Origin of the sequence: Pigmentiphaga sp. YJ18 (assembly GCF_038066655.1) — a bacterium.
GTDB lineage: Bacteria > Pseudomonadota > Gammaproteobacteria > Burkholderiales > Burkholderiaceae_B > Pigmentiphaga.
Genome location: NZ_JBBUKU010000002.1, coordinates 46167 through 69167, shown reverse-complemented (window position 1 = coordinate 69167; position 23001 = coordinate 46167). Strand labels below are relative to the sequence as shown.

Here is a 23001-nt window from a genome sequence, read left to right as displayed (position 1 = left end):
TAATTACTTAACAAAATTAATATTTATCATTGTTAAACAAATCAACCCAAGAACCAGGGGACGGAGACACATGAAACGCATCCTGCTGGCCAGCGCCCTCGCGCTGGCCGCCACCGGCGCGCACGCGCAGAACGTGACGCTGTACGGCATACTCGATACGGGCATCGAATACGTGAACCATGCCAACGCGCAAGGCGACGCGACCTGGCGCATGCCCAGCAACACCGGCGGGCTCATGCCCTCGCGCTGGGGCCTGCGCGGCACGGAAGACCTGGGCAACGGCCTGAAGGCCCTCTTCACCCTGGAAAGCGGCTTCGGCGTGGATACCGGCGTGTCGGGCCAGGGCGGCCGCCTGTTCGGCCGCGCCGCCTGGCTCGGGCTGTCGGGCAACTGGGGCACGGTCACGCTGGGCCGCCAGTCCAACATGACGTTCTTCGCCCTGCTCGATTCCGACGTCATGGGGCCGGCGGTGTACGGCCTGGGATCGCTGGACAACTACATTCCCAATACGCGCTCGGACAACGCCATCGGCTATCGCGGCACCTTCTCGGGCCTGACCGTGGGCGCCACCTACAGCTTCGGCCGTGATGCCGCGGCCACCGGAGGCCCCGCCGCCACCAATTGCGCGGGCGAGGTTCCCGGCGACCGCAAGGCCTGCCGCCAGGTCACCGCGCTGCTCAAGTACGACCTGGGCCCGGGCGGCATCGCCGCCGCCTACGACCAGCTGCGCGGCGGCACCGGCGCCGCCGGCGGCCTGTCCAGCAGCGACACCTCCGACACCCGCACCGTGCTCAACGGCTACTACCGCTTCGGCGACCTGAAGATAGGCGGCGGCTGGATCGGCCGCATCACGCGGGCGGCCACCCGCTCGGAAGCCAACCTGTACTACCTGGGCGCCTCGTACGCGCTGTCGCCGGCCTGGACCCTGGACGGCCAGGTGGCGCGCCTGAAGAACAAGACCACCGACGCCCGCTCCACGCTGGCCACGGTGCGCGCGACCTATTCGCTCTCCAAGCGCACGGCGGTCTATGGCCTGGTGGGCTACATGGACAACAACAAAAACGCCAACCTCTCGGTCAGCGGCGGCCAGGCCTTGGCCGGTCTTCCCAACGGCCTGAACCAGACCGGCGTCATGCTGGGCATGCGGCACAGCTTCTGAAGTCCGGGCGGCGCGCGGCCGCCCCGCGTGGTATGTTGTGGCACTGGACTGGGCCGCCCTCGCGGCGGCCCTTTTTTTGCCACCGGGCCGCCCCAAGAAAAGCATCCAAGCGCCCGCGCATCGACTCGCACCCGCCACCACATGCCCAAGACTCCGCCGCGCACCACCCCTTCGCCGCGACCGGCCAAATCCGAACTGGACCCCTCCCGCCTTTCCCACCTGCTGGGCTTCCAGACCTCGCTCGCGCACGTCAAGCTGCAGAAGGCCTTCTTCTCGAGCATGAAGGACCTGGACCTGCGGCCCGTGGAGTTCGCCATCCTGGTGCTGCTGGCCTACAACGACAAGGCCAACCAGCAGAACCTGTGCCGCAGCCTGTCGCTGTCCGCGCCGCGCCTGGCGCTGGTCCTGGACCGCTTGCAGGAGCGCGGGCTGCTGTCGCGCCAGCGCAGCGACACCGACAGGCGCGCCCATCACGTGGTGCTGACCACCGAAGGCCGCCGGCTCGCGCTCGAGGCCGAGCGCCTGTCGCACGGCATGGAGGAAGACGTGCTCGCGCCGCTGTCCCAGGGCGAGCGGCAGATCCTGGGAGAACTGCTGGCCAAGATCGTGCGGGGCGCGCGCGGCTAGCGACGCGCCCTGGCCTCGAGCACGGCGTACGCCGCCACCGCCGGCACCAGCGGACACAGGTAGTAGATCGCGCGATAGGCCAGCAGCGCGGCCAGGATCTCGTAGGCGGGCAGCTTGCCCGCCAGCAGCGTCAGGAATACGGCCTCCAGCACGCCCAGCCCCGCCGGCACGTGCGTCAGCGCCCCGGCCACCGCGCTCAGCAGCATCACCCCCAGGACCGTGGGATAGTCGACCCGCCCGCCCATGAACAGGTGGATGATCAGCCCCATGATCAGCCAGTTGGCGATCGACATCGCGCCCTGCACCAGCGCCATCCGCCATCCCGGCCATTCGATGGCCACGCCCTTCAGCACGAAGCGGCGGCGCCCCACCCCGGCGCACATCGCCCCATACCCGGCCACCAGCGCCCAGCACGCCACGCCCAGCACGGGCAAGAAGCCGGCCGGTATGCCCCATCTTGGCGGCACGTGCACCGCGCCCGCAAGCAGCAGCGTCCCCAGCAGGATCAGATAGCCCAGCCAGTTGCTGAGCACGCTCAGAGCATAGACCTTGGTGATATCCGGTGCCGCCAGGCCCAGGCGGGAATACAGCCGGTAGCGAAAGGCGATGCCGCCGATCAGCGCCCCCATGTTCAGCGTGAACGCATAACAGATGCCCGCCACCACCGCGACTTGCGACGGGCGCAGGGCGTGGCCCACGTAGCGCCGGCCCAGCTGGTCGAAGCCGCCGAACAGCAGGTGGCTGAACACCGTCAGCGCCGCCGCCGCGGCCAGAGTCCAGGCCGTGTATTCCCTGAGCGATTGCAGGACCTTGCCCCAGTCGATCTTGCTGACCTGCTCGGCCAGCAGCAGCACCACCACGGCGACGAAGGCCAGCGTGAGCGCGTGCCGGCCCCACCACCACCATGAACGGCGGCGGCCCTGGGCATTCGCGGGCACGCCGCGCCTATCCGGTTTGGCGAGTGTGGGCATCGGGGGGCTCGGCCAGGCGCTGCCGGGGCGCCTCGACCTTCTCCAGTTTGGGGGTGTGCGCGGGCAGCCAGCCCGCCCAGGCGGGGAAGCGCCGCAGGAAGTGGAAGGCCACGAACGAGGCCGCCGCGCGCCATATCGGCCGCCGGTGCGACGCAACGGCCGTCACTTCGCGGCAGTGGCTGCCGACCAGCGTGTCCAGCCGTTCACGCAACACCCGGTTGAACCGCGGATCGCGGATGACGAGATTGGCCTCCAGGTTCAGCGACAGGCTGAGCGGATCGAGATTGCTCGACCCCACCGTGGACCAGTCGTCGTCGGCCACGGCCACCTTGCCGTGCAGCGGCCGCTCGCAATATTCGTAGATCCGCACGCCGGCATCCAGCAAGTAGTCGTGCAGCATGCGGGCGCCCACCTTGACGATGGGCATGTCGGGCTCTCCCTGCAGGATCAGGCGTACGCGCACCCCACGGCGGGCCGCGTGGCGCAGGTCGCGCAGCACGCGATAGCCGGGAAAGAAATACGCGTTGGCGATCGTCAGGTCATGGCGGGCGGCGCGGATGGCGATGCGGTAATGCTGCTCGATGTCCGTCCGGTGCGCGTCGTTGTCGCGCACCGCGAACAGACACTCCGCGTCGCCAGCACGCGCGGCGTCCGTGCCCGGCCCGGCGCCACCCTCGCCGCGCCTGAACTCTCCGGTACGGACGAAGGCGCGCAGGCGCGCGACGATGGGACCCCGCACCTCGATGGCATAGTCCTGCTTGGCACCCGGGCCGAAATCCGCGAGATGATCGGCCGAGAAATTGATGCCGCCGACGAAGGCGGTCTCGCCATCGACGATCAGCAGCTTGCGATGCATGCGCCGGAAGACGTTGGTGCGCATGCCCAGCAGCTTGGGACGCGGGTCGAAAACCCGGAAGTGCGCGCCCGCGGCGATCAGGTCCGCCAGGAACGCTTCCGACAGGTCCACCGAACCGTAGCCGTCCACCAGCACCGACACGAAAACGCCGCGCCGGGCGGCCGCCAGCAGCGCGTCGCGCAGTTCGGTCCCGACCTTGTCCTCGAACAGGATGAAGGTCTCGAGCAGCACCTCGCGGCGGGCCTGCCTTATCACCTCGAACACGCGGGGAAAGAAGGCCTCGCCGTTCTCCAGCAGCGACACCGCGTTGCCGGGCATCCATTGCGAACTGGCCGGAGGCCGGCGCGGGCCGCGCGCGCGGCCGACAGTGCCTCGGGTCGGCCCGCTCACAGCGCGATCTCCGCCGCCAGCGGCGCATGGTCCGACAGCGAAGTCCAGGGCCGGCGTCCCAAGTGCATGGGCCAGTGATCGCGCGCGCCGCGCACGTAGATGCGATCGAGCGGCAGGACCGGATACCATGCCGGAAAAGTACGGACCAGCCGTCCGCTCGCATGGGCATGCACTTCGCGCAGCCCGGCGCAGCCGTCCAGGACCCGGCCGGCGCGGCGGCGCCAGTCGTTGAAATCGCCGGCCACCACCAGCGGCGCATCGGCGGGTATCTCCTTTTCGACCAGATGGCACAGCAGTTGTAGCTGGCGGACGCGATGGCGCTCCTGCAATCCGAGGTGAACGCATATCGCATGGATGTCGCCGCCGGTTCCCGGCGCCCGGACCACGCAATGCAAGAGGCCGCGCCGCTCCGGCCCGCTGATGGAAACGTCGCGGTTCTCGTAGCGCACGATGGGAAACTTGGACAGCACCGCGTTGCCATGGTGGCCGTCCGGGTAGACGGCGTTGCGCCCATAGGCGAAGTCCGTCCAGATGGTGTCCGCCAGGAACTCGTACTGCGGCGTTGCGGGCCAGTCGGCGAACCGCAGCGAATGCCGGGCATGCGTGCCCAGCACTTCCTGCAGGAACACCATGTCGGCCGCCACGCTGCGCACCGCCTCCCGCAGGTCATGCAGGATGAAGCGGCGATTGAAAAAATTGAATCCCTTGTGGACATTCACGGTCAGGACGCGGAACGTCAGCCCGCCCGGGCCGCCTTGCCTCTTGCCTTCGATCTCGGTGTTCATGCGGGCTGTGCCGCAAGAAGCGTTCCCGGCTAGTCCAGCGGCAGCCACTGCCGCCCATCGCGGGCCAGCAGCACATCCGCCGGCACCGGCCCCTGGCTGCCGGCGCGGTAGGGATGGATCTCGCCGCCCTCCTCCCAGGCTTGCAGGAACGGCATCACCGCCTCCCAGCCCAGCTCGATGTCGGCCGCCCGCTGGAACAGCGTCGCGTCGCCCACCATGCAGTCGTAGATCAGCGTCTCGTAGCCCGAGCTGTGCCCGGTCATGAAATGATCGGCGTAGCGGAAATCCATGCTGACCGGCGCGATGCGGATCTTGGACCCCGGCACCTTGGCCTTCATGTGGAAGAACAGCCCCTCGTCGGGCTGAATCTGCAACACCAGGGAATTGGCCGGCGGCTTCTCCTGCGCGTTCTGGCGGAACAACGCGTGGCCAGCGTCCTTGAAGGCGATGACGATCTGCGTCTGGCGCCGTGCCAGCGCCTTGCCGGTGCGCAGGTAGAACGGCACGCCGCCCCAGCGCCAGTTATCGATGCCCAGCTTGAGCGCCACGTAGGTCTCGGTCCGGCTGTCCGGCGCCACGCCTTCTTCCTCGCGGTAGCCGCGCATGGGCTGGCCGCCCACCAGGCCCGCGCGGTACTGGCCGCGCACGCTGTTCTGCAACGCCTCGGCCGGCGTCTGGATGCGAATGGCGTCCAGCAGCTTTTCCTTCTCGGTGCGCACGGCATCGGCGTCGAAGGAATTGGGCGGCTCCATCGCCACCATGGCCAGCAGCTGGAACAAGTGGTTGGGCACCATGTCGCGCAGCGCTCCGGTCTGCTCGTAGAACTGCGAGCGGCGCTCCACCCCGATCGCCTCGGCCGCGGTGATCTGGACATGGTCGATGTACAGCCGGTTCCAGTTGCTTTCGAACACGCTGTTGGCGAAGCGGGACACCATGATGTTCTGCACCGTTTCCTTGCCCAGGAAATGGTCGATGCGGAAAATCTGGTTCTCGTGCACGACCCGCGTCAGCTGCTTGTTCAGTTCGCGCGCGGAGGGCAGGTCGCGGCCGAACGGCTTCTCGATCACCACGCGGCGCCAGCGGCCATGGCCTTGCTTCAACAACCCGGCATCGTGCAGGTGGCGCGCGATGGACTGGAAGAACGTGGGCGCGGTGGCGAAATAAAAGATGACCCCGCCCGGCTCGGGCGCCAGCAGGGTGGCCAGTTGGGCGTAGGTCTGCTCGCCCTCGAAATCGCCCATCAGGAAGGACGTGCGGCCCATCAGCCAGTCCCAGGCCTGGGCGTCGAAGCTGGCCGTGGCCTGCCCGCCGCGCGAGGCGACGACCTGCTCCATGGAATGCTTCAGCCCACGCCGGAACTCGTCGTCGTCCAGCTTGCGGTGGCCGACGCCGATGACGTGGAAGTCGGCGTGCAGCAGGTTGAAGCGGGCCAGGTTGTACAGCGCCGGCATCAGCAGGCGGCCGGTCATGTCGCCGGTCGCGCCGAAGATGACCAGGGTACAACGCGGGGCAGGCTGCAGCGCCGCCGCGGGCGCCTGCCTGTTCATCGGGGAATCCATCGCTTGCCGCCTCCAGGACATGGCCTGATTATGGCGGCGGCGATGCGGCGTCGCAACACGGCCGCGCCGCCCGTTCACATCTGGTCACGCCCTGCCCCGGGACGCATCGCGCTGCCCGTCGCCGGCCAGGATGCCGCCCTGGATACGCTTGCGGATCAGGTCGATGGTGGACTGGGCCAGCCGCGTCAGCGGCCGCTGCGATACCGTCGCGATCACCAGTTGGCTGGTCAGCGACGGCGAGACGATGCGGGACGCGTGCAGGTTCGGGCGATGGGCACGGCCGTAGATGGCATTGCGCGACAGGACCGCGTAGCCCATGCCCCGATCCACCAGGTCCAGCAGGGACTCGATCGCGTCCACTTCCAGCGCGACCGACAAGGGCACGCCCAGGCGCGCGCACTGCACGTCCAGCAGGTTGCGGATGGCGTTGGGCTGCCCCGGCGTGATCAACGGATAGTTCGCCAGTTCGCGCATCTTGACGCTGGCCGGCATGGGCTTGCCGTCCAGCCCCCGGCTGCCGATCAAATACAGATCCTCGGACCAGACATGCTCGTAGGCCGCCTGCTGCGTGACGGGCGGGTTGTACAGCAGCGCGAAATCCAGGCGCCCCAGCAGCAGCCATTCGTACATGGACACCGTCAGGGCCTCGACCACGCCCAGCGAGGCGCGCGGGAATTCGGTACGGAAATCGCTGACCAGGTCCACCGTTAGCGATTTGCCGACACTGGGCGGCATGCCCACGACGACCTTGCCGGCCGGCGAACCGCGCAGATCCTCGATTTCCTGCCTGGCCAGGCGCACCTGGTGCAGGATGCCGCGCCCGCGCTCCAGCAGCCGCTTGCCGGCATCGGTGGGTATGACGCCCCGGCCATTGCGTTCGAGCAGGTGTTCCTTGAGTTCGACCTCGAGCTGCCGCACGTGGCGGCTGACCACGGGTTGCGATAGATTGAGGGTGATCGCGGCCCGGGTGACACTGCCGAACTCGACGACTCGCACGAAGCATTCGAGTTGTTTCAAGTCCATGGAAAGCCCCGATTCATGTTTTTTAAGCATAACAGCTAGTTCTGATTTGTGGTTTCCAATGGGGGTTTCCGGGTCAAAATGGCAAGCTGACTGCATGGCGCCCATGGGCGTCCTGTATGACCAGAAGGCGGGCAGGCGACCCGTCGCCACCCCCTCCAACGATTTGAGGACGACAATGATCCGTACCCTGCTTGCGCGCCTGTGTCTCGGCGCCACCGCCACCCTGGTCGCCGCCGGCGCCCAGGCCCAGGAATTCCCCACCAAGCCGCTGCGCCTGATCGTTCCCTTCGGGCCCGGCGGCGTTGCCGACGTCACCGCCCGCATCGTCGCCCAGGGCCTGGCCGAGAAATTCGGCAAGCCGGTCGTGGTCGAGAACATGCCCAGCGCCGGCGGCATCACCGGCGCCGTCACCGTGACGCGCGCGACGCCCGACGGCCACACGCTCTTCCTGGTCAGCAACCAGCAGGCCGTCAGCCCGTCGCTGTTCAAGTCGCTGCCCTATGATCCGGTCAAGCAGCTCGCCATGGTTTCCATGGTCGGTTCGTTCGACATCGTCATGGCCGTGGACCAGAGCAGCCCGCTGCGCACCGTCGCCGATGCCATCGCCGCGGCCAAGAAAGATCCGCAGCACTTCAACCTCGGCACCATCGGCGTCGGCAGCACCCAGCACCTGTCGGCCGAGATGTTCCGCTCCATGGCCGGCCTGGACGTGCCCACCATTCCGTTCAAGTCCAGCGGCGAGGTCCTGAGCGCGGTCAAGGGCAAGAGCGTGCAGGTCATGTTCGAGACCGTGCCCGCCGTGATCGGCAACATCAAGGGCGGCAGCCTGCGCGTGCTGGGCGTGGGCTCGGTCAAGCGCGGCCAGTTGTTCCCCGACACCCCGACCATCGCCGAAACCGTGCCGGGCTATACCGCCGTCTCGTGGAACGGCTTCGCCGCTCCCGCCGGCACACCGCCCGCCATCGTCGACAAGCTGAACGCCGCCGTCCGCGAAGTGGTCAAGGATCCGGCCATCAACAAGAAGCTGGTCGAAGTCGGCATGATTCCGCAGACGAACACGCCCAAGGAATTCCAGGAATTCCTGGTGACCGAGATCGCGAAGTGGAGCAAGGTGATCGACGCGGCAAAAATCGAAAAACAGTAAAGGGATAGTCCCCCCCTACGCGCTTACGCGCGCCCCCCAGGGGGCGAAACTGGCGGACCGGCGGAGCCGGATCCGCGGTTTCCTGGGGTACCAATGGGCTGGCGATGACAGGCGTCTTGTTGGCAGGGCTGGCTGGTAGTGGTGGACACGATGCGACGTGTTGCTTAACGGTTGGAGAAAAGAATGCTGGGTGTAGTCGTACGAAAGAAGCCGGCGCTGCCCGAGGGCGCGGCCGAGAAGCTGGCTGCGCAGGGCGTGGCCACGGTGCATGAGGCCCAGGGGCGCAGCGTCGGCCTGATGCGGCCTTATATGCGTCCGATCTACGCGGGCGCGTCGATCGCCGGGCCGGCGGTGACGGTGCTGGCGCAGCCGGGCGACAACTGGATGCTGCACGTCGCGGTCGAGCAGTGCTCGCCGGGCGACATCCTGGTCGTGGCCTGCACCACCGAGAATGCCGACGGCATGTTCGGCGACCTGCTCGCCACCTCGCTCAAGGCACGCGGCGTGCGCGGCCTGGTGATCGACGCCGGCGTGCGCGACGTGGCCACCCTGACCGCGATGGGCTTCCCCGTCTGGTCCAAGGCCATCAACGCCCGCGGCACGGTCAAGGCCACCATCGGCTCGGTCAACGTGCCCATCGTCTGCGGCGGCGCGCTGGTTAACCCCGGCGATGCCATCGTGGCCGACGACGACGGCGTGGCCATCGTGCCCAATGCCCAGGTCGCCACCGTCATCCAGAAGGCCGACAAGCGCGTGCAGGAAGAGGAAGGCAAGCGTGCCCGCCTGGCTTCCGGCGACCTCGGCCTGGACATCTACAACATGCGCCCCAAGCTGGCCGAGGCCGGCCTGCGCTACGTCGACTCGCTGGACGAACTGAACGGCTAAGGCCGTCCACCCCCGGGGGAAGACCCGTCTCCACCGGACGCCGCGGCTAGCCGCGGCAGTCCCCGAACCTGAAGCTGAACCATGAAAACCTGCGCCGCACCCGATCCGAATCCCGTCAAACCGCGCGAGGCCCTGCCGGCCGGCGCGTGCGATGCCCACTGCCACGTCTTCGGCCCCGCCGACAAGTTCCCGTACGCGCCCGACCGCAGCTACACGCCGCCCGACGCCCCCTTCGAGCGCCTGCGCCAGCTGCATGACTTCCTGGGCCTGGACCGCGCGGTGATCGTGCAGGCCAGTTGCCACGGCGACGACAACACCGCCATGCTCGACGCCATCGCCCGCAGCGAAGGCCGCTATCTGGGCGTGGCCATCGTCAACGGTTCCGAGACCGACGAGCAACTGGCCGACATGGACGCCGGCGGCGTGCGCGCGGTGCGTTTCAATTTCGTCCAGCACCTGGGCGGCGCACCCGACCTGGAAGTCTTCGACAAGACCATCGAGCGCCTGGACGGCCTGGGCTGGCACGTCGTGCTGCACCTGGACGCGCAGGACATCCTGACCTACAGCGACCGCATCAACCGCATCAACGTGCCCTTCGTGATCGATCACATGGGCCGCGTGCAAGCCGCCAAGGGCCTGGACCAGGAACCCTTCCGCGCCCTGCTGGAACTGATGAAGAACCCCCTGGCCTGGGTCAAGGTGTGCGGCGGCGAGCGCGTGTCCGTGGGCAAGCGCCCCTTCGCCGACGCCGCGCCCTTCGCCGCCAGGCTGATCGAGGCCGCGCCGGACCGCGTGCTGTGGGGTACCGACTGGCCGCACCCGAACATCTCGAAGGACATGCCCAACGACGGCGAACTGGTCGACCTGATGCTGGACTTCTGCCCGGACCCCGCCCTGCGCCGCAAGCTGCTGGTCGAGAACCCTGAGAAGCTGTACCGCTTCAAGCCGCTGGCCTGAACCCCGCGCGCTGACTGACAACGCTTTACCCTCGGCCCCGGACGTGCGGATATCGCGCCCCGGGGCCATTCATTTGGGCCTGCCGCCCCGAGGGCCGGTCCTTCAGGCCGCCGCGCGGATCCGCTCCACCACCGCGGCCAGGTCCGCGCGGACCTTCTCGCTCAAGCCGGCGATGGGTGGACGCGCCGGACCGGCATCGCGGCCGGCCAGCGCCATGGCCTCCTTGATGACCACCGGGAACGATCCCCAGGCCCAGGCCGCGCGCAGCGGCGCGAACACGTTGGAGATGCGCAGCGCCTCGTCGTGGTTGCCGGCCTTCAGCGCGTCGTACATGCTGACCATCAGTTCGGGAAAGACGTTGGCCGCCGGCGAGATCGTGCCCTGCCCGCCATGGAACATCATGGCCAACGCCACCGTGTCGCGTCCGGAGAACAGCAGCGCGGGACGCGGCGCGGTCAACAGATACTCCACCGACTGGGTCAGGTCGCCGCTGGAGTCCTTCATCCCCACGATGTTGTCCGCGGCGCGCATGCAGCGCGCCAGCGTGGCCGGCTGCACGTTCACGCTGGTGCGTGGCGGGTTGTTGTACAGCATGACCGGCAGCCGGGTGGCGCGCGCGACCGCCGTGTAGTGCTCGACCAGCTCGTCCTGCGACGGCTGCGCGAAATACGGCGTGATGACCAGCGCCAGGTCCACGCCGAGGGCTTCGGCGGCCTTGGTCAGTTCGATGGACTTGCGCGTGGTCGCGCCGCCGGTGCCGGCATACAGCGGCACCCGGCCGTCGATGGCCCGCATCGACAACTCCAGCAGCCGGATGTGTTCGTCGGTGTCCAGCGCGAAGAACTCGCCCTGGCTGCCCGCCACCGAGATGCCGTGCACCCCGGCGCGGATGTAGCCCTCGATCAGTTCGCCCACCCTGGCCTCGTCCAGGCGGTGGTCGCGGGTGAAAGGCGTGGCCATGGCCGGCACGACGCCGTGGAACTTCGAAATCTGCATGTGAACTCCCGTGTAGGACGATCTCAGTCGCCGACGCCCATCAGGCGGCCCAGGCGGCCGACGTATTGCCCGAAGGCGGCTTGTTCCTTGGTGGTGCGCGGGTCGCGCGGACGCGGCAGGTCTATCCGCATGTCCTCGACGATGCGCCCCGGGCTTTCGCTCATGACCAGCACCCGGTCGGACAGGAAGACGGCTTCGGCGATGCTGTGCGTGATCAGCAGCACCGTCTGCCGCATCTCCTGCCAGAGCCGCAGCAGCTCGACGTTCAATTGGTCGCGCGTAAGCGCGTCCAGCGCGCCGAAGGGCTCGTCCAGCAGCAGCACCTTGGGATGCGTGATCAGGATCTGCCCCAGCGCCGCGCGCTGGCGCATGCCGCCCGACAGCTCATGCGGATGGTTGCGGCGGAACCGCTCCAGCTTGAGCACCGGCAGGATCTGCTCGACCCGGCGGTCGATTTCGGCGGGCGCCACGCCCGCCACCTCGGCCGCCAGCCGGATGTTGGCCTCCACCGTTTCCCAGGGCAGCATGTTGTGGGTCTGGAACACCACCCCCACATCGCTGGACATGCGCGTCTGGGAATGTCCGAACACCCGGATCTCGCCCCCCGCGTCGGGCTGGATCAGGCCGGCGACGATGCGCAGCAGCGTGCTCTTGCCGCAGCCGCTCGGCCCCAGTATGGATACGAATTCCCCTCGTGCGATGGAGAAATCGACCTGGTCGAGCGCCCGCACGCCGTTGCGCGAACGGAAGGTCTTGGCAGTCCGCTCGACCTGGACGGCGGTCTCGGTCCGCACGGCGCCCGCATCTCCGCCCGTCATGGCGGCGGCTCTCACTTGCGCGCCCCGACCCAGCCCCCCTCCGAGATGTCGAACACCACGCCGTCCAGGTCGCGGAACTTCATCTCGTAGTACAGGCTTTTCTTGTCGTGCGGCAGGTCCATGAAGAAGGTACCGCCGTACTCTTCGATGCGGCGCCGCTGTTCGTCCAGGTCGTCGACCCAGAAGCCGAAGTGGTGGGTGCCAACCCAGTCCTTGCCGCGGTCGTGGCCGGCGGCATCGTCGGTCTTGTAGTTGAGCAGCGCGAGGCAGATCGTACCGTCCGACAGGTACACGCCATCGGCCAGCGGCGAATGCGTGGGTTCGATGATCTCCAGCCCGAATACCTCGCTGTAGAACTTGGCGGCCTTCTCGGGATCGGGAACGGCAAGGGCGATGTGACGTAGCTTGGCCATGCGAAATGCTCCTGAAAGATATGAGATGGATGCGGGACTCAGAAGCCTCGCCACCAGATGCGCTTGGCCGCCAGTTCGACCAAGAGATACAGCAGGCCGGCCACGGCCGACACGACGATGAGCGCGGCGAACAGATAGTCGGTCCGGCCGTTGGCATTGGCCTCGAGAATCAGGTGGCCCAGGCCGCTGTCCGATCCGACGAACTCCCCCACGATGGCGCCGATGACCGCCAGCGGCATTGCCGAGCGGCATCCGTCCATGATGGAGGGCAGCGCCGCCGGCACGTACAGGCGGCGGAACGTCGTCCAGGCCGGCGCGCGGATGGCCTTGAAGTGCTCGATCAGATGGGCGGGCGTGCCGGCCAGTCCGCCCATGGTCGCGATCACGACCGGGAAGAAGGCGAACAGGAAGGCCATCAGGATCTTGGACGCCGACCCGTAGCCGAACCAGATCACCATGAGCGGCGCCAGCGCGATCTTGGGCAGCCCCTGGAACACCACGACCAGCGGATACAGGGCCCGCCGCAGCAGCGGCATCGCATGGATGGCCACCCCCAGCGCGATGCCGCCCACGACCGCGATCGCGAAACCCGCCAGCACCTCCTGGGTCGTGACCCAGGATTGCAGGACCAGCGTGGCACGGTTGGTCCACAGGCTTTCCAGCACCTTGGATAGCGGCGGCAGCAGGTAGGGCTCGATGCCGAACATGTCGACGGCCCGCTCCCATAGCAGGGCCAGCAGCAGGCACAGCACGGTGGGGTCGATCACGCGGCGCCAGGCATCGCCGGATGGCAGCAGCCAGGACGCGCGCCGCTCGGCGGCGGGCAACGTGGTGGGTTGTACGTGCGCGTTCATGCCTGCCCCTCCTGGTCCCCGCCGCCTCGGGGCCCCCAGTCGGGGGCCGGCACGACGAAGCGGGAAAAATGCCATTGATCGAAGGCCGCGAGATCGTTCCGCCACACCCGCGCGACATGCGGCTGCTCGGGCGTGACCTGCACCATTTCCGCGTAGAACTCGCAGTAGTTGCCGTCGGGATCCTTGAACACCAGGAACAGGTTCTCGCCCGGCCCGTGCTTGCCTATGCCGCGCACGATCTCGATGCCCTGGTCCTGCAGGTAGCGCGCCGCCTCTTCGATCTCGGCCAGGGAACCCAGCTCGTACGAGAAGTGCTCCATGCCCGGGCGCCCCGGCGCGTAGGTGGCCTCGCGCAGGAGGCCGCCGGCGGGAATCTGCGCCAGCGCCAGATCGTGGTGGTCGTGGCCGCAGCGCAGGAACGCCATCTGGTCCTCGATGTAGTCCGAGACCTCCAGCCCGACGATATCGGTATAGAAACGCACCGAGGCCGCGAGATCGCGCACGTTCAGTACGACATGCCCCAGCCTGCGCGGGCAAGGTCGAGTCGCCATGCTTGCCTCCTACTTCAGCAGATCGTTGGTGTAGGTGTCCTGCGGCTTGATCTTGCCGTTCAGGCCGAAGGCCTTGTCGACGAACTGCACCGTCGAACGCATGCGGTCCTCGCGCAGGTAGCCCAGCCCCTTGTCCTTGGCCTGCGGATCGACCAGCAGGTCCGCCATGTCGCGGATCTGGGCCAGGGCCACGCTCCGGTCGGTGACGGGGAACATCTTGACCATGAGATCGGCCGCCCGCTCGGGATTGGCGAAGGCGTATTCATAGCCGCGGTAGGAAGCCTTCAGGAACTTGCGCACCATGTCGGGCCGCTTGCGGATGGTGTCCTCGCTGGCGGCGAAACCGCTGCCGTAGGCATCCAGGCCGAAGTCGCTGTATTCGATCCAGCCCAGCGGAACGCCGGCCGCATCGGCCTGCTTCTGCGTGACGGCGCGGTTGCTGGCGCGCCAGCATTCGGCCAGGTCGATGCGGCCTTCGATCAGCGAGGCATCGACGACGGCCGGGTCCATGCGCAGCAGCCGGATGCTGTCGCGCGGCTGGCCGTTCAGCTCCAGCCATGCCGGCACCACGTTGTGGACCGGCGAAGCCGAGCCTCCGCCCAGCGTCAGCCCTTTCATGTCGGCGGGCGACTTGGGCTTGTGCCGCCGGGTATCGAAGCAGATGCCGGCTGGCCAGCGCGTGTTGAGCGCGCCCACCATCCGGATCTTGCCGCCATTGGACCGGTTCAGGACCAGGCTGATGGGATCGACGTAGCCGAACTCGTACTGCCCCTGGTCGAGTTCGTTGGCGGTACGGTTGCCGCCATAGCCACGCTGGATGTTGACGTCCAGGCCCGCTTCCTTGAAGTACCCGAGTTCCTGCGCGACGATCACGCCCACGGAGCTGCCCTGGGGCAGCCAGGCCATGTTGTAGGCGACCTTCTCCTGGGCGTGCGCCGCGCTTGCCCAACCGATCAGCGCGGCCAGGCCCAGTGCCCGGCCCCACGCCGCGAAACCTTGCTTGCAGGGTTGCATGTCTTCTTCTCCATACGTCGTACAGCGAATGACCACGACTACCCAGCGCGCTCAGACCTTTTCGGCCTGCACCTGGTTGGACAGACGGCCGATGCCGTCGACGGAAGCGACCATGGTGTCGCCGGCCTTCAGATAGATGCCCCGCCCCATGCCCACGCCGGTGGGCGTGCCGGTAGCCACGACGTCGCCCGGTTCCAGCGTGACGATGGTGGACAGATAGGCGATCTGCTCGCGGACGGTCCAGATCATGTTGGCGGTGCTGTCCTGCTGCATGGGCTCGCCATTGACGTCCAGCCTGAGCTGCACGGCCTGCGGATCCGGAATCTGCCAGGACGGCACCAGCCACGGTCCCAGCGGAGCGAACGTGTCGTGGCACTTGCCCTGGAACCAGTCATGCTTGAAGGGATAGTCGGACCGCACGTTCAGGTCGCGCGCCGATACGTCGTTCAGGATGGTGTAGCAGGCGACGTGGTCCAGCGCCCGCTCGGCCGAGACGCGCCGGCACCGCGTGCCGATGACGGCCGCCAGTTCCACTTCCCAGTCCAGCATGGCCGTTTCCGGCGGCAGCTGGACCACGTCGCCATCGCCCACCACGGTGTTCGACAGCTTCAGGAACATGTAGGGCTTGCTTTGGGATTTGGCGGCCAGGACGGTGCCCATCTCGTTGGCATGGGCCGCGTAGTTGGAGGCGGCGCAGAAGATGCGCTGCGGCACGTAGGGAGCGGCCACCGTGTGTTCGCCGGCGGGCACCGGGCGGATCGCGCCGGAGGCGACCAGGCGCTCGGCCACGGGACCCGCCTCGCGCAGCCAGGGGGCGGTTTGCGGCCAGGCTTCCAGCATGCGGCCGACGCCGCCGCGGCAGGCTTCGGGCAAGGCCGGCAATCCCGCCGCCAGGGCGGCGTCCAGGTCGTACAGGCGCTGGTCCAGGACCAGGGCGGGCGCCAGCCGGTCGGACCGGCGGTAAGTGGCAAGGGCAATCCAGGACATTCCACAACTCCTTTGTTGATGAACTCCGGTACAGCTTTGCATTCACTTTCCATAAATTGTGTGCAATTTTATTTTCCAGCACGCAAAGTGGTCAAGAAAATGTGCATAGGGGGAAACGCGCAGAAAAAAGTGCCGGATGGGAGGAGATGGGAAAGGCGGCGGCAGGACGGGGCCCCGCGATGCGGAGCGGGGCCGCCAGGCCCGGGAGGCAAACGCACGGCGTTCAGGACGAACGACCGGAGGGAGCGTTCAGGCGGCAGAGACGGAAGGATGGAGCTCGCGGCCGAAATGCTGCAGGACATTCATCGCGGAATTGGCCGCATGGCTGTGCATGGCCAGCGCCGCGGCGTCGCCGTCGTGCTCGAGCAGGGCCTTGACCAGGGCTTCGTGCTCGACGTGGGAATGCTGCAGCCGGTTCTCGGCCACGAAGAAGCCCTGCGCGCGGAACGGCGCCAGCCGCTGGCGCAGCCCCAGCGCGATTTCCTGCAAGGTCTTGTTGCGCGCGCCCGCGTAGATCAGCGCGTGGAATTCCTCGTTCAGGGCGGCATAGGCCTGCGCATCCCCCCGCGCCACCGCGTCGGTCGCCTGCTGGTGGATGAATTCGATCCGCTTGCGGTCGCTGGGGGCCGCCCGCAGCGCGCACAGCTTGGCGCACAGCGCCTCGACCTCGCCCGAGGCCTCGAACAGGCCGTCGAGGTCGGACTCGGCCATGACCGCGACGGAGAAACCGCGCCGCGGCAGGTATTCGACCAGCCGGGTCGAGGCCAGCTGGCGCAACGCGTCCCGGACCGGGCTACGCGACACATTGAAGCGGGTGGCGATGGATTGTTCGTCCAGGCGTTCGCCGGGCTGGAAGCGGCCGCGCACGATTTCTTCGGCCAGTTGATCCGCCACGGTCTGCGAGAGCGTCTTGCCGGGTCCTTTGTCCGTCATCTGGGAACCTTGTGCGATGGCTGCATCGACTCGAAAATTGTCTACAAAAACAATCTACCGCATACAATTTTAGCACCAGCGACGAGAAAAAAGGGGCTGCCGCGCAGCCCCTTCTTCGCCCCATCCCGCCGGCGACGTCAGTGTACCGGCGCGCCCTCCTGGAACCAGCGCGCCAGCAGGGCCCGCTCGTCGTCGGTCATGCCGGTGGCGTTGTTCAGCGGCATGGTCTTCTGCACCACGGCCTGCTGGTAGACCACCTGCGCATGGGATTTCAGCAGCTCAGGGGTCTGCAGCTGTATGCCCTTGTTCGCCAGTTGGGCGTTATGGCACATCACGCATCGCTGCGCCACCACCTGCTGGACCTGTCCGATGCCCTGGGCGCCCAGCGGCGCCGGCGGCGCGGCGCCCTTGCCCAGGCCGGGCGGCGCGATCGCCACGGCCACCCCCAGCAGCAGCGCGATGCCCGCCGCCGGATACCAGGGGTTGGTGACGCCCTTGTGCCGCAGCACGAAGAACTGGCGGATCAGGGCGCCCGCCAGCATCAGGACGATCAGCACCAGCCAGTTGTGGGGAGCGGAATAAACCATGCTGTAGTGGTTCGACAGCATGGCGAACAGCACCGGCAGCGTGAAGTAGGTGTTATGGACGCTGCGCTGCTTGCCCAGCTTGCCGTGGATGGGGTCGACCGGCTCGCCCGCGCGCATGGCGGCGACGACCTTGCGCTGCCCCGGAATGATGACCATGAGCACGTTGGCGCTCATGATGGTGGCGATCATGGCCCCCACGATCAGGAAGGCCGCGCGCCCCGCGAACAAATGGCAGGCCAGCCAGGCGGACGCCGCCACGAACAGCGCCACCGCGATGCCGACCTTGCGGTCCGCGCGCTCGTCGGTGCCCGCGACGCGGCAGATGATGTCGTACACCAGCCAGCCCACCACCAGGAAGCACAGCGCCGCCACCACCGCGGCCACGGGGCCCCAGTCGAACACGTTGCGGTCGATCAGGTAGGTCCGGGCGTTGAACAGGTACAGCGCCACCAGCAGCGCGAAGCCCGACATCCAGGTGGAGTAGCTTTCCCAGTAGAACCAGTGCAGGTGCTCGGGCAGGCGCTTGGGCGCGACGAGGTACTTCTGCGGGTTGTAGAAACCGCCGCCGTGCACGGCCCAGAGTTCGCCCGAGACGCCCTTCTCGATCAGTTCGGGATCCTGCGGTTTCAGCAGGCTGTTGTCGAGCCAGACGAAGTAGAACGAAGACCCGATCCAGGCGATGCCGGTGATGATGTGCAGCCAACGCAGCAGCAGATTGGCCCAATCAAGAATGTAGGCTTCCATGCCCTTCCTGCCAGAGAGCAATGCTCACCACTGCGGGCGCTGTGAGCAGGACGGGTCGCGCCAGATGCCAAGCGCCGCGGCGACCGTACAATAAACGGGGGCCTGACGGCCCCCCTTGTTACGCTTTGCATCTTCACCCGGCGCGCCGCGGCTTGTCAATATCGTCCGCCGGCGCCCCGCGGCCCCTGGGAATGGAACTTGCGGCACCCGCGCGCCGGGCTTGTACAGGAGGTACGCGATGATGTTCGTCTCCCGCCTTCGGCTGTTCGCCGTGTGCGCGGCCGCGGCCGGCGCAGTGGCCGCCGGTTGTTCCCATCCCAACGATCCGCTGGCCTATACCCGCAACGAATTCGCCCGCACCGACACCTACTCGCGCGCCTATCCGAAGGCGCCGGAAATGGTGTGCGAGGCCGGCAAGCGTTCGCTGCTGAGCCAGGGATACACGCTTGCCGACGCCAGCGCACGCTCGCTCGAGGGGCACAAGCAGTTCCAGAGCGGCGACAATTACAAGGAGATCACCTTCCGCCTCGTCTGCGAACCCGACCATGCCGGGACCACCCAGTCGATCGCCTTCGTCAACGCGGTCGAATCGACCTTCGCGCTGAAGAAGACCAACAACTCGGCCAGTGTCGGCGTCGGGCTGCTGGGCTCGGTGTCCATGCCCTTCACCTCGTCGGACGACTCCATGGTCAAGACCGGCAGCGAGACCATCGCCTCGGAAGATTTCTACAGCCGCTTCTTCGCGCTACTGGAACAGTACATGCCGTCCGCCTCGCCGGCGCCAACCGCTCCCGCCCCCAAGGCGCCCGAGGGGCAAACCAGGTCTCCCTAGGCGCGGGCGGCCATCCGCTAGAATGGTCGCGATGCTCCAGAACGGAGCCCCACGCCCGGAGACCAGTCCATGGATCGCCCTGCCGCCCCGCCCCAACTGGCGGATTCCCGTCTTTTCAGAAACCAGGCCTACATAGGCGGCGCGTGGGTGGATGCCCGGGACGGCGCCACCTTCGCGGTCGACAATCCGGCCGACGGCAGGACACTGGCCCGCGTCGCCGACCTGGACGGCTCGCAGGCCGAGGAGGCCATCGCCGCGGCCCAGGCCGCGTTCGGCCCGTGGCGGGCCGGCACGGCAAAGGACCGGGCCGCCATCCTGAGGCGCTGGTTCGAGCTGATCCTGGCGCATGCCGACGACCTGGCGGCGCTGATGACGCTGGAACAGGGCAAGCCGCTGGCCGAGGCCAAGGGCGAGGTCGCCTATGCCGCCTCGTTCGTCGAATGGTTCGCCGAACAAGGAAAACGCATCGCCGGCGATACGCTGGCGCCCGTGGCCGCCGGCACGCGGATGCTGGTGCTGCGCGAGCCCATAGGCGTGTGCGCGGCCATCACGCCGTGGAATTTCCCGCTGGCCATGATTACCCGCAAGGCCGGTCCGGCGCTGGCCGCCGGCTGCACCATGGTGCTCAAGCCCGCCGAGCAGACCCCGCTGTCCGCGCTGGCGCTGGCGGAACTGGCGCATCGCGCCGGCCTGCCCGCCGGGGTGCTGAACATCGTGACGGCCGACAGCGAACGCTCCATCGCCGCCGGCAAGGCGCTGTGCGCGAGCCCGGTGGTGCGCAAGCTCACCTTCACCGGCTCCACGCCGGTGGGCCGCATCCTGATGCAGCAAAGCGCTCCCACCATCAAGAAGCTGTCGCTGGAGCTGGGCGGCCTGGCACCCTTCATCGTCTTCGAAGACGCCGACCTGGACGCCGCCGTGGACGGCGCGATCGCCTCCAAGTACCGCAACGCCGGGCAGACCTGCGTCTGCACCAACCGCTTCTACGTGCACGACAGCATCTATGACGCCTTCGTCCGCAAGCTGGCCGAGCGCACCGGCGGCCTGACGGTGGGTAGCGGCTTCGACGCCGGCGTCGCCCAGGGCCCGCTGATCGACGAGGCCGCCATCGCCAAGGTCGACCAGCACGTGCAGGACGCCGTGAGCAAGGGCGCCCGGATCCTGGCGGGCGGCAAGCGGCACGCGCTGGGCGGCCGCTTCTACGAACCCACGGTGCTGGCCGACGTGTCCGAGGACATGCTGTGCATGCGCGAGGAAACCTTCGGCCCGGTCGCTCCCGTGGTCCGCTTCCGCGACGAGGCCGACGTCATCCGCCTGGCCAACGACACCGAGTTCGGGCTCGCCTCGTACTTCTACAGCCGCGACATCGGCCGCATCTTCCGCGTGGCCGAGGCGCTGGAATACGGCATGGTCGGCGTCAACACCGGCCTGATCTCGAACGAGGTCGCCCCCTTCGGCGGCGTCAAGCAGTCGGGCCTGGGCCGCGAGGGCTCGGTCTACGGTATCGACGACTACCTCGAGATGAAGTACGTGTGCCTGGGCGGGATATGAGCGCGCATGCCACGGTCAGGCCGGCGCGGCTGGAGGACGTCGCGCCCATCCTCGCCCTGATGCGCGGACTGGCGGAATACGAAAACCTGACCCACCTGTTCCTGGCCCGCGACGAAGACCTGCGGGACGCCTTGTTCGGGCCGCATCCGGCCGCGGAATGCCTGGTGGCGGACGTGGAAGGCGACGTGGTGGGCTATGCCCTCTTCTTCCACAACTATTCCACCTTCCTCGGCCGCCGGGGCCTGTACCTGGAGGACTTGTACGTGGCCCCCGACCAGCGTGGCCGGGGGCTGGGCAAGCGCCTGCTGCGCGCCCTGGCCGCCCTGGCGGTGGAACGCCGCTGCGGCCGTTTCGAGTGGAGCGTGCTGGACTGGAACCAGCCCGCCATCGATTTCTACGAGGCCATGGGCGCCGACGTGCTGCCCGAGTGGCGCATCGTGCGCGTCACGGGCGAGGCCCTGGCGCGACTGGGATCGACGACCGGATGAATCCGCCGCCAGGCTCCCGGGCCTAGACCCGGAACACCCCCACCATCCGATCCAGCCGCTCGGCCATCTCGCGCATTTCCTCGGCCGAGCGGGCTGTCTCGCCCATGGCGGCCGTGGTTTCCTCCACCATCTGGGCGATGCTCTCCACCTGCTGGGCGATCGAGGTACTGGCGGCCGATTGCTCCTTGGTCGCATGGGCCACTTCGCGCACGCGCTCGAGCGAGGTGTCCGCGCTGGAGCTGATCTCGCGCAGCGACACCGCCACTTCGTCGGCCAGGCTGGTGCCTTCGGCCACCATGGGCAGAATGTGCTCCATCGTCACGGTGGACTCGGCCGTTTCGCGCTGGACCGCGCTGACCATTTCCTCGATTTCCACCGTGGCCGACGACGTGCGCTCGGCCAGCTTGCGGACCTCGTCCGCCACCACGCTGAAGCCCCGGCCCTGCTCGCCGGCCCGGGCGGCCTCGATGGCCGCGTTCAGGGCCAGCAGGTTGGTCTGTCCGGCGATTTCCTTGATCGAGGCGGCGATGGAATTGATCTGCACCGCCCTTTCCTCCAGGCCGCGGATCTTGTGCGAGGCCTCGCCCACCGCGCTGGCGATGCGCTTCATGCTTTCGGCCGCGCTCATGACGCGGGTCTCGCCATCGCGGCATTTCTCGGCCACACCCTCGGAATTGTGCTGGGTCTGGCTGGCCGCATCGGAGATATGGGCCACCGACACCGTCAGTTCCTCGACCGCCGCGGCCATCGAGGACGTCGCATCGCTCTGCTGGACCGCCGCGGCGGAGACCTGGTTCACCGATTCGGCGATGCGATGGGCGTCGCGCTTCATGGTGGCGGCTTCCTCGCGGACCCGCGCGATCAGGTTGCGCACGGACTCCGACATCCGGGCGAAGCCGTCCAGCAGGCTGCCCGGCTCGGCATCCGGCAGCTTCTGGCTGAGATCACCGCCGGCGGCGCGGCGCATGATGTCGAGCACGGCACGCGGCTCGCCCCCGATCTGCCGGATGACGCCGCGGGCGATGAGGCCGCTGGCCAGCAGCAGGACCACCGCCAGCGCGAGTGCCGTGCCGATGCCGGTGACGAGCCGGCGCGAGATGACTTGGTCCAGGTCGTCGATGTACACGCCGGTGCCGATCACCCAGTTCCAGGGCTGGAAATGCTTGTAGATGTTCAGCTTGGGCACGGGCTCCGTTTCGCCGGGCCGGGCGAACAGGATGCGCATGGTGCTCTGCCCACCCCCATCGCGCATGGCGGCCATGCGCTCCTGCATGGCCACGCCCGGATCGCGCTTGTCGCCCGAGCGGGTGATGGCGTTGGAGCCGGCCAGCGCGGGATTGCCCCCGTTCATCACGATCAGGCCCTGCTCGTCGGTGACGAAGATGTATTCGGCCTTGCCGTTGCCGCCGCCATAGCGCAAGCCCTGCAGCGCGGCCTTGGCGGCCTCTTGCGCCTGCTGCTGGGTCAACTGCCCCTTCTGCTGCTGTTCCTGGTAGTGGTTGACGATCCCCCAGGCGCCCTGAGCCACGGCCAGGATCTCCGACTTCTTGGCCTCGAGCAGCAATTGCCGCTCGCTGTAGACGGACCATCCCTGAACCGCCAGCAGCAGCACCACCGCCAGGGCCACCAGGGCCGCCAGCCGGCCCTTCAGCGACGACCGGGCCGTCAAGGACACCGGGGCGGGACGTGTCTCGCCGCCGGAAAAACCACTCGTATCATGCATTACCGCGCTCATTCGATCCCCTTGCACGCGACCCGCCGGGGCATGGCGCACCGGCGCGGCGACGAAAACTCACTCAAGCCATTAACGGCATGCCCGGCGGGATCTGTATGGCGGAACACGGGGTCGGGCCAGCCGGCAAACATGAAAAAAGGGG

The 23001-nt window shown here is 67.8% G+C and carries 23 protein-coding genes; 8 read left to right on the top strand and 15 right to left on the bottom strand.

Annotation, left to right across the window (positions count from 1 at the left end; genetic code table 11):
* The first annotated feature begins 70 nt into the window (after positions 1-70).
* Together WKR98_RS14140 and WKR98_RS14135 are read left to right on the top strand one after the other, a co-directional pair.
* Positions 71-1159 (top strand): porin, encoded by a 1089-nt coding sequence (locus WKR98_RS14140; protein WP_124689950.1) that lies wholly within the window; start codon positions 71-73, stop codon positions 1157-1159.
* 141 nt (positions 1160-1300) lie between these two features.
* Positions 1301-1786 (top strand): MarR family winged helix-turn-helix transcriptional regulator, encoded by a 486-nt coding sequence (locus WKR98_RS14135; protein ID WP_124689951.1) that lies wholly within the window; start codon positions 1301-1303, stop codon positions 1784-1786.
* On the opposite strand, the gene WKR98_RS14130 is transcribed toward WKR98_RS14135, so the two are convergent.
* The 5 genes from WKR98_RS14130 to WKR98_RS14110 form a co-directional block, all read right to left on the bottom strand.
* On the bottom strand, positions 1783-2724 hold the full coding sequence (locus tag WKR98_RS14130; protein WP_161567838.1) for a lysylphosphatidylglycerol synthase domain-containing protein: 942 nt from the start codon (positions 2722-2724) through the stop codon (positions 1783-1785). The two genes, WKR98_RS14135 and WKR98_RS14130, sit on opposite strands and share 4 nt — an antisense overlap.
* 7 nt (positions 2725-2731) lie before the next feature.
* Positions 2732-3931, bottom strand: a complete 1200-nt coding sequence (gene clsB, locus WKR98_RS14125; protein WP_124692390.1) for a cardiolipin synthase ClsB — start codon at positions 3929-3931, stop codon at positions 2732-2734.
* A gap of 68 nt (positions 3932-3999) precedes the next feature.
* Positions 4000-4788 carry an endonuclease/exonuclease/phosphatase family protein gene (locus WKR98_RS14120; protein ID WP_124689953.1) on the bottom strand — a complete coding sequence of 263 codons (789 nt, stop codon included), beginning with the start codon at positions 4786-4788 and terminating at the stop codon, positions 4000-4002.
* A gap of 29 nt (positions 4789-4817) precedes the next feature.
* Positions 4818-6335 (bottom strand): glucose-6-phosphate dehydrogenase, encoded by a 1518-nt coding sequence (gene zwf, locus WKR98_RS14115; RefSeq protein WP_124689954.1) that lies wholly within the window; start codon positions 6333-6335, stop codon positions 4818-4820.
* A gap of 96 nt (positions 6336-6431) precedes the next feature.
* Positions 6432-7370: a LysR family transcriptional regulator gene (locus WKR98_RS14110; protein ID WP_124689955.1), complete on the bottom strand. Its 939-nt coding sequence runs from the start codon at positions 7368-7370 to the stop codon at positions 6432-6434.
* A 175-nt stretch (positions 7371-7545) separates the two neighbouring features.
* On the opposite strand from WKR98_RS14110, the gene WKR98_RS14105 reads away from it, so the two are divergent.
* The 3 genes from WKR98_RS14105 to WKR98_RS14095 all read left to right on the top strand — a co-directional run bounded on the left by WKR98_RS14105 (position 7546) and on the right by WKR98_RS14095 (position 10356).
* Positions 7546-8514 carry a Bug family tripartite tricarboxylate transporter substrate binding protein gene (locus tag WKR98_RS14105; RefSeq protein WP_161567839.1) on the top strand — a complete coding sequence of 323 codons (969 nt, stop codon included), beginning with the start codon at positions 7546-7548 and terminating at the stop codon, positions 8512-8514.
* 183 nt (positions 8515-8697) lie between these two features.
* On the top strand, positions 8698-9399 hold the full coding sequence (locus tag WKR98_RS14100; protein WP_124689957.1) for a 4-carboxy-4-hydroxy-2-oxoadipate aldolase/oxaloacetate decarboxylase: 702 nt from the start codon (positions 8698-8700) through the stop codon (positions 9397-9399).
* A gap of 81 nt (positions 9400-9480) precedes the next feature.
* A complete protein-coding gene (locus WKR98_RS14095) occupies positions 9481-10356 on the top strand; it encodes an amidohydrolase family protein (RefSeq protein WP_152795804.1) in 876 nt (291 codons plus the stop codon).
* 102 nt (positions 10357-10458) lie between these two features.
* On the opposite strand, the gene dapA is transcribed toward WKR98_RS14095, so the two are convergent.
* The 9 genes from dapA to WKR98_RS14050 all read right to left on the bottom strand — a co-directional run bounded on the left by dapA (position 10459) and on the right by WKR98_RS14050 (position 18253).
* Positions 10459-11352, bottom strand: a complete 894-nt coding sequence (gene dapA, locus WKR98_RS14090) for a 4-hydroxy-tetrahydrodipicolinate synthase (RefSeq protein WP_341433900.1) — start codon at positions 11350-11352, stop codon at positions 10459-10461.
* Between the two features lie 23 nt (positions 11353-11375).
* Positions 11376-12146, bottom strand: coding sequence for an ABC transporter ATP-binding protein (locus WKR98_RS14085; RefSeq protein WP_238160017.1), 771 nt, complete (start codon positions 12144-12146; stop codon positions 11376-11378).
* Between the two features lie 35 nt (positions 12147-12181).
* Entirely contained in the window at positions 12182-12583 is a 402-nt protein-coding gene (locus WKR98_RS14080) for a VOC family protein (RefSeq protein ID WP_124689961.1), read from the bottom strand.
* Positions 12584-12621: 38 nt separating this feature from the next.
* Positions 12622-13437, bottom strand: a complete 816-nt coding sequence (locus WKR98_RS14075; protein ID WP_341433899.1) for an ABC transporter permease — start codon at positions 13435-13437, stop codon at positions 12622-12624.
* Complete coding sequence (locus tag WKR98_RS14070; RefSeq protein ID WP_341433898.1) at positions 13434-13988, bottom strand: VOC family protein; 555 nt, start codon at positions 13986-13988, stop codon at positions 13434-13436. Before WKR98_RS14070 ends, WKR98_RS14075 begins: the two co-directional genes overlap by 4 nt.
* A gap of 9 nt (positions 13989-13997) precedes the next feature.
* Positions 13998-15002: an ABC transporter substrate-binding protein gene (locus tag WKR98_RS14065; RefSeq protein ID WP_124689964.1), complete on the bottom strand. Its 1005-nt coding sequence runs from the start codon at positions 15000-15002 to the stop codon at positions 13998-14000.
* A 51-nt stretch (positions 15003-15053) separates the two neighbouring features.
* Positions 15054-15989, bottom strand: a complete 936-nt coding sequence (locus tag WKR98_RS14060) for a fumarylacetoacetate hydrolase family protein (protein ID WP_124689965.1) — start codon at positions 15987-15989, stop codon at positions 15054-15056.
* A 249-nt stretch (positions 15990-16238) separates the two neighbouring features.
* On the bottom strand, positions 16239-16922 hold the full coding sequence (locus WKR98_RS14055; protein ID WP_124689966.1) for a GntR family transcriptional regulator: 684 nt from the start codon (positions 16920-16922) through the stop codon (positions 16239-16241).
* 137 nt (positions 16923-17059) lie between these two features.
* Positions 17060-18253: a urate hydroxylase PuuD gene (locus tag WKR98_RS14050; protein WP_341433897.1), complete on the bottom strand. Its 1194-nt coding sequence runs from the start codon at positions 18251-18253 to the stop codon at positions 17060-17062.
* A 238-nt stretch (positions 18254-18491) separates the two neighbouring features.
* On the opposite strand from WKR98_RS14050, the gene WKR98_RS14045 reads away from it, so the two are divergent.
* The 3 genes from WKR98_RS14045 to WKR98_RS14035 all read left to right on the top strand — a co-directional run bounded on the left by WKR98_RS14045 (position 18492) and on the right by WKR98_RS14035 (position 21124).
* Positions 18492-19085, top strand: a complete 594-nt coding sequence (locus WKR98_RS14045) for a DUF2242 domain-containing protein (protein ID WP_124689968.1) — start codon at positions 18492-18494, stop codon at positions 19083-19085.
* 69 nt (positions 19086-19154) lie between these two features.
* Entirely contained in the window at positions 19155-20636 is a 1482-nt protein-coding gene (locus WKR98_RS14040; RefSeq protein ID WP_341433896.1) for an NAD-dependent succinate-semialdehyde dehydrogenase, read from the top strand.
* On the top strand, positions 20633-21124 hold the full coding sequence (locus WKR98_RS14035) for a GNAT family N-acetyltransferase (protein ID WP_124689970.1): 492 nt from the start codon (positions 20633-20635) through the stop codon (positions 21122-21124). Before WKR98_RS14040 ends, WKR98_RS14035 begins: the two co-directional genes overlap by 4 nt.
* A 22-nt stretch (positions 21125-21146) precedes the next feature.
* Here WKR98_RS14035 and WKR98_RS14030 read toward each other — a convergent pair whose 3' ends face one another.
* Entirely contained in the window at positions 21147-22847 is a 1701-nt protein-coding gene (locus WKR98_RS14030; protein WP_124689971.1) for a methyl-accepting chemotaxis protein, read from the bottom strand.
* Positions 22848-23001 lie beyond the last annotated feature (154 nt).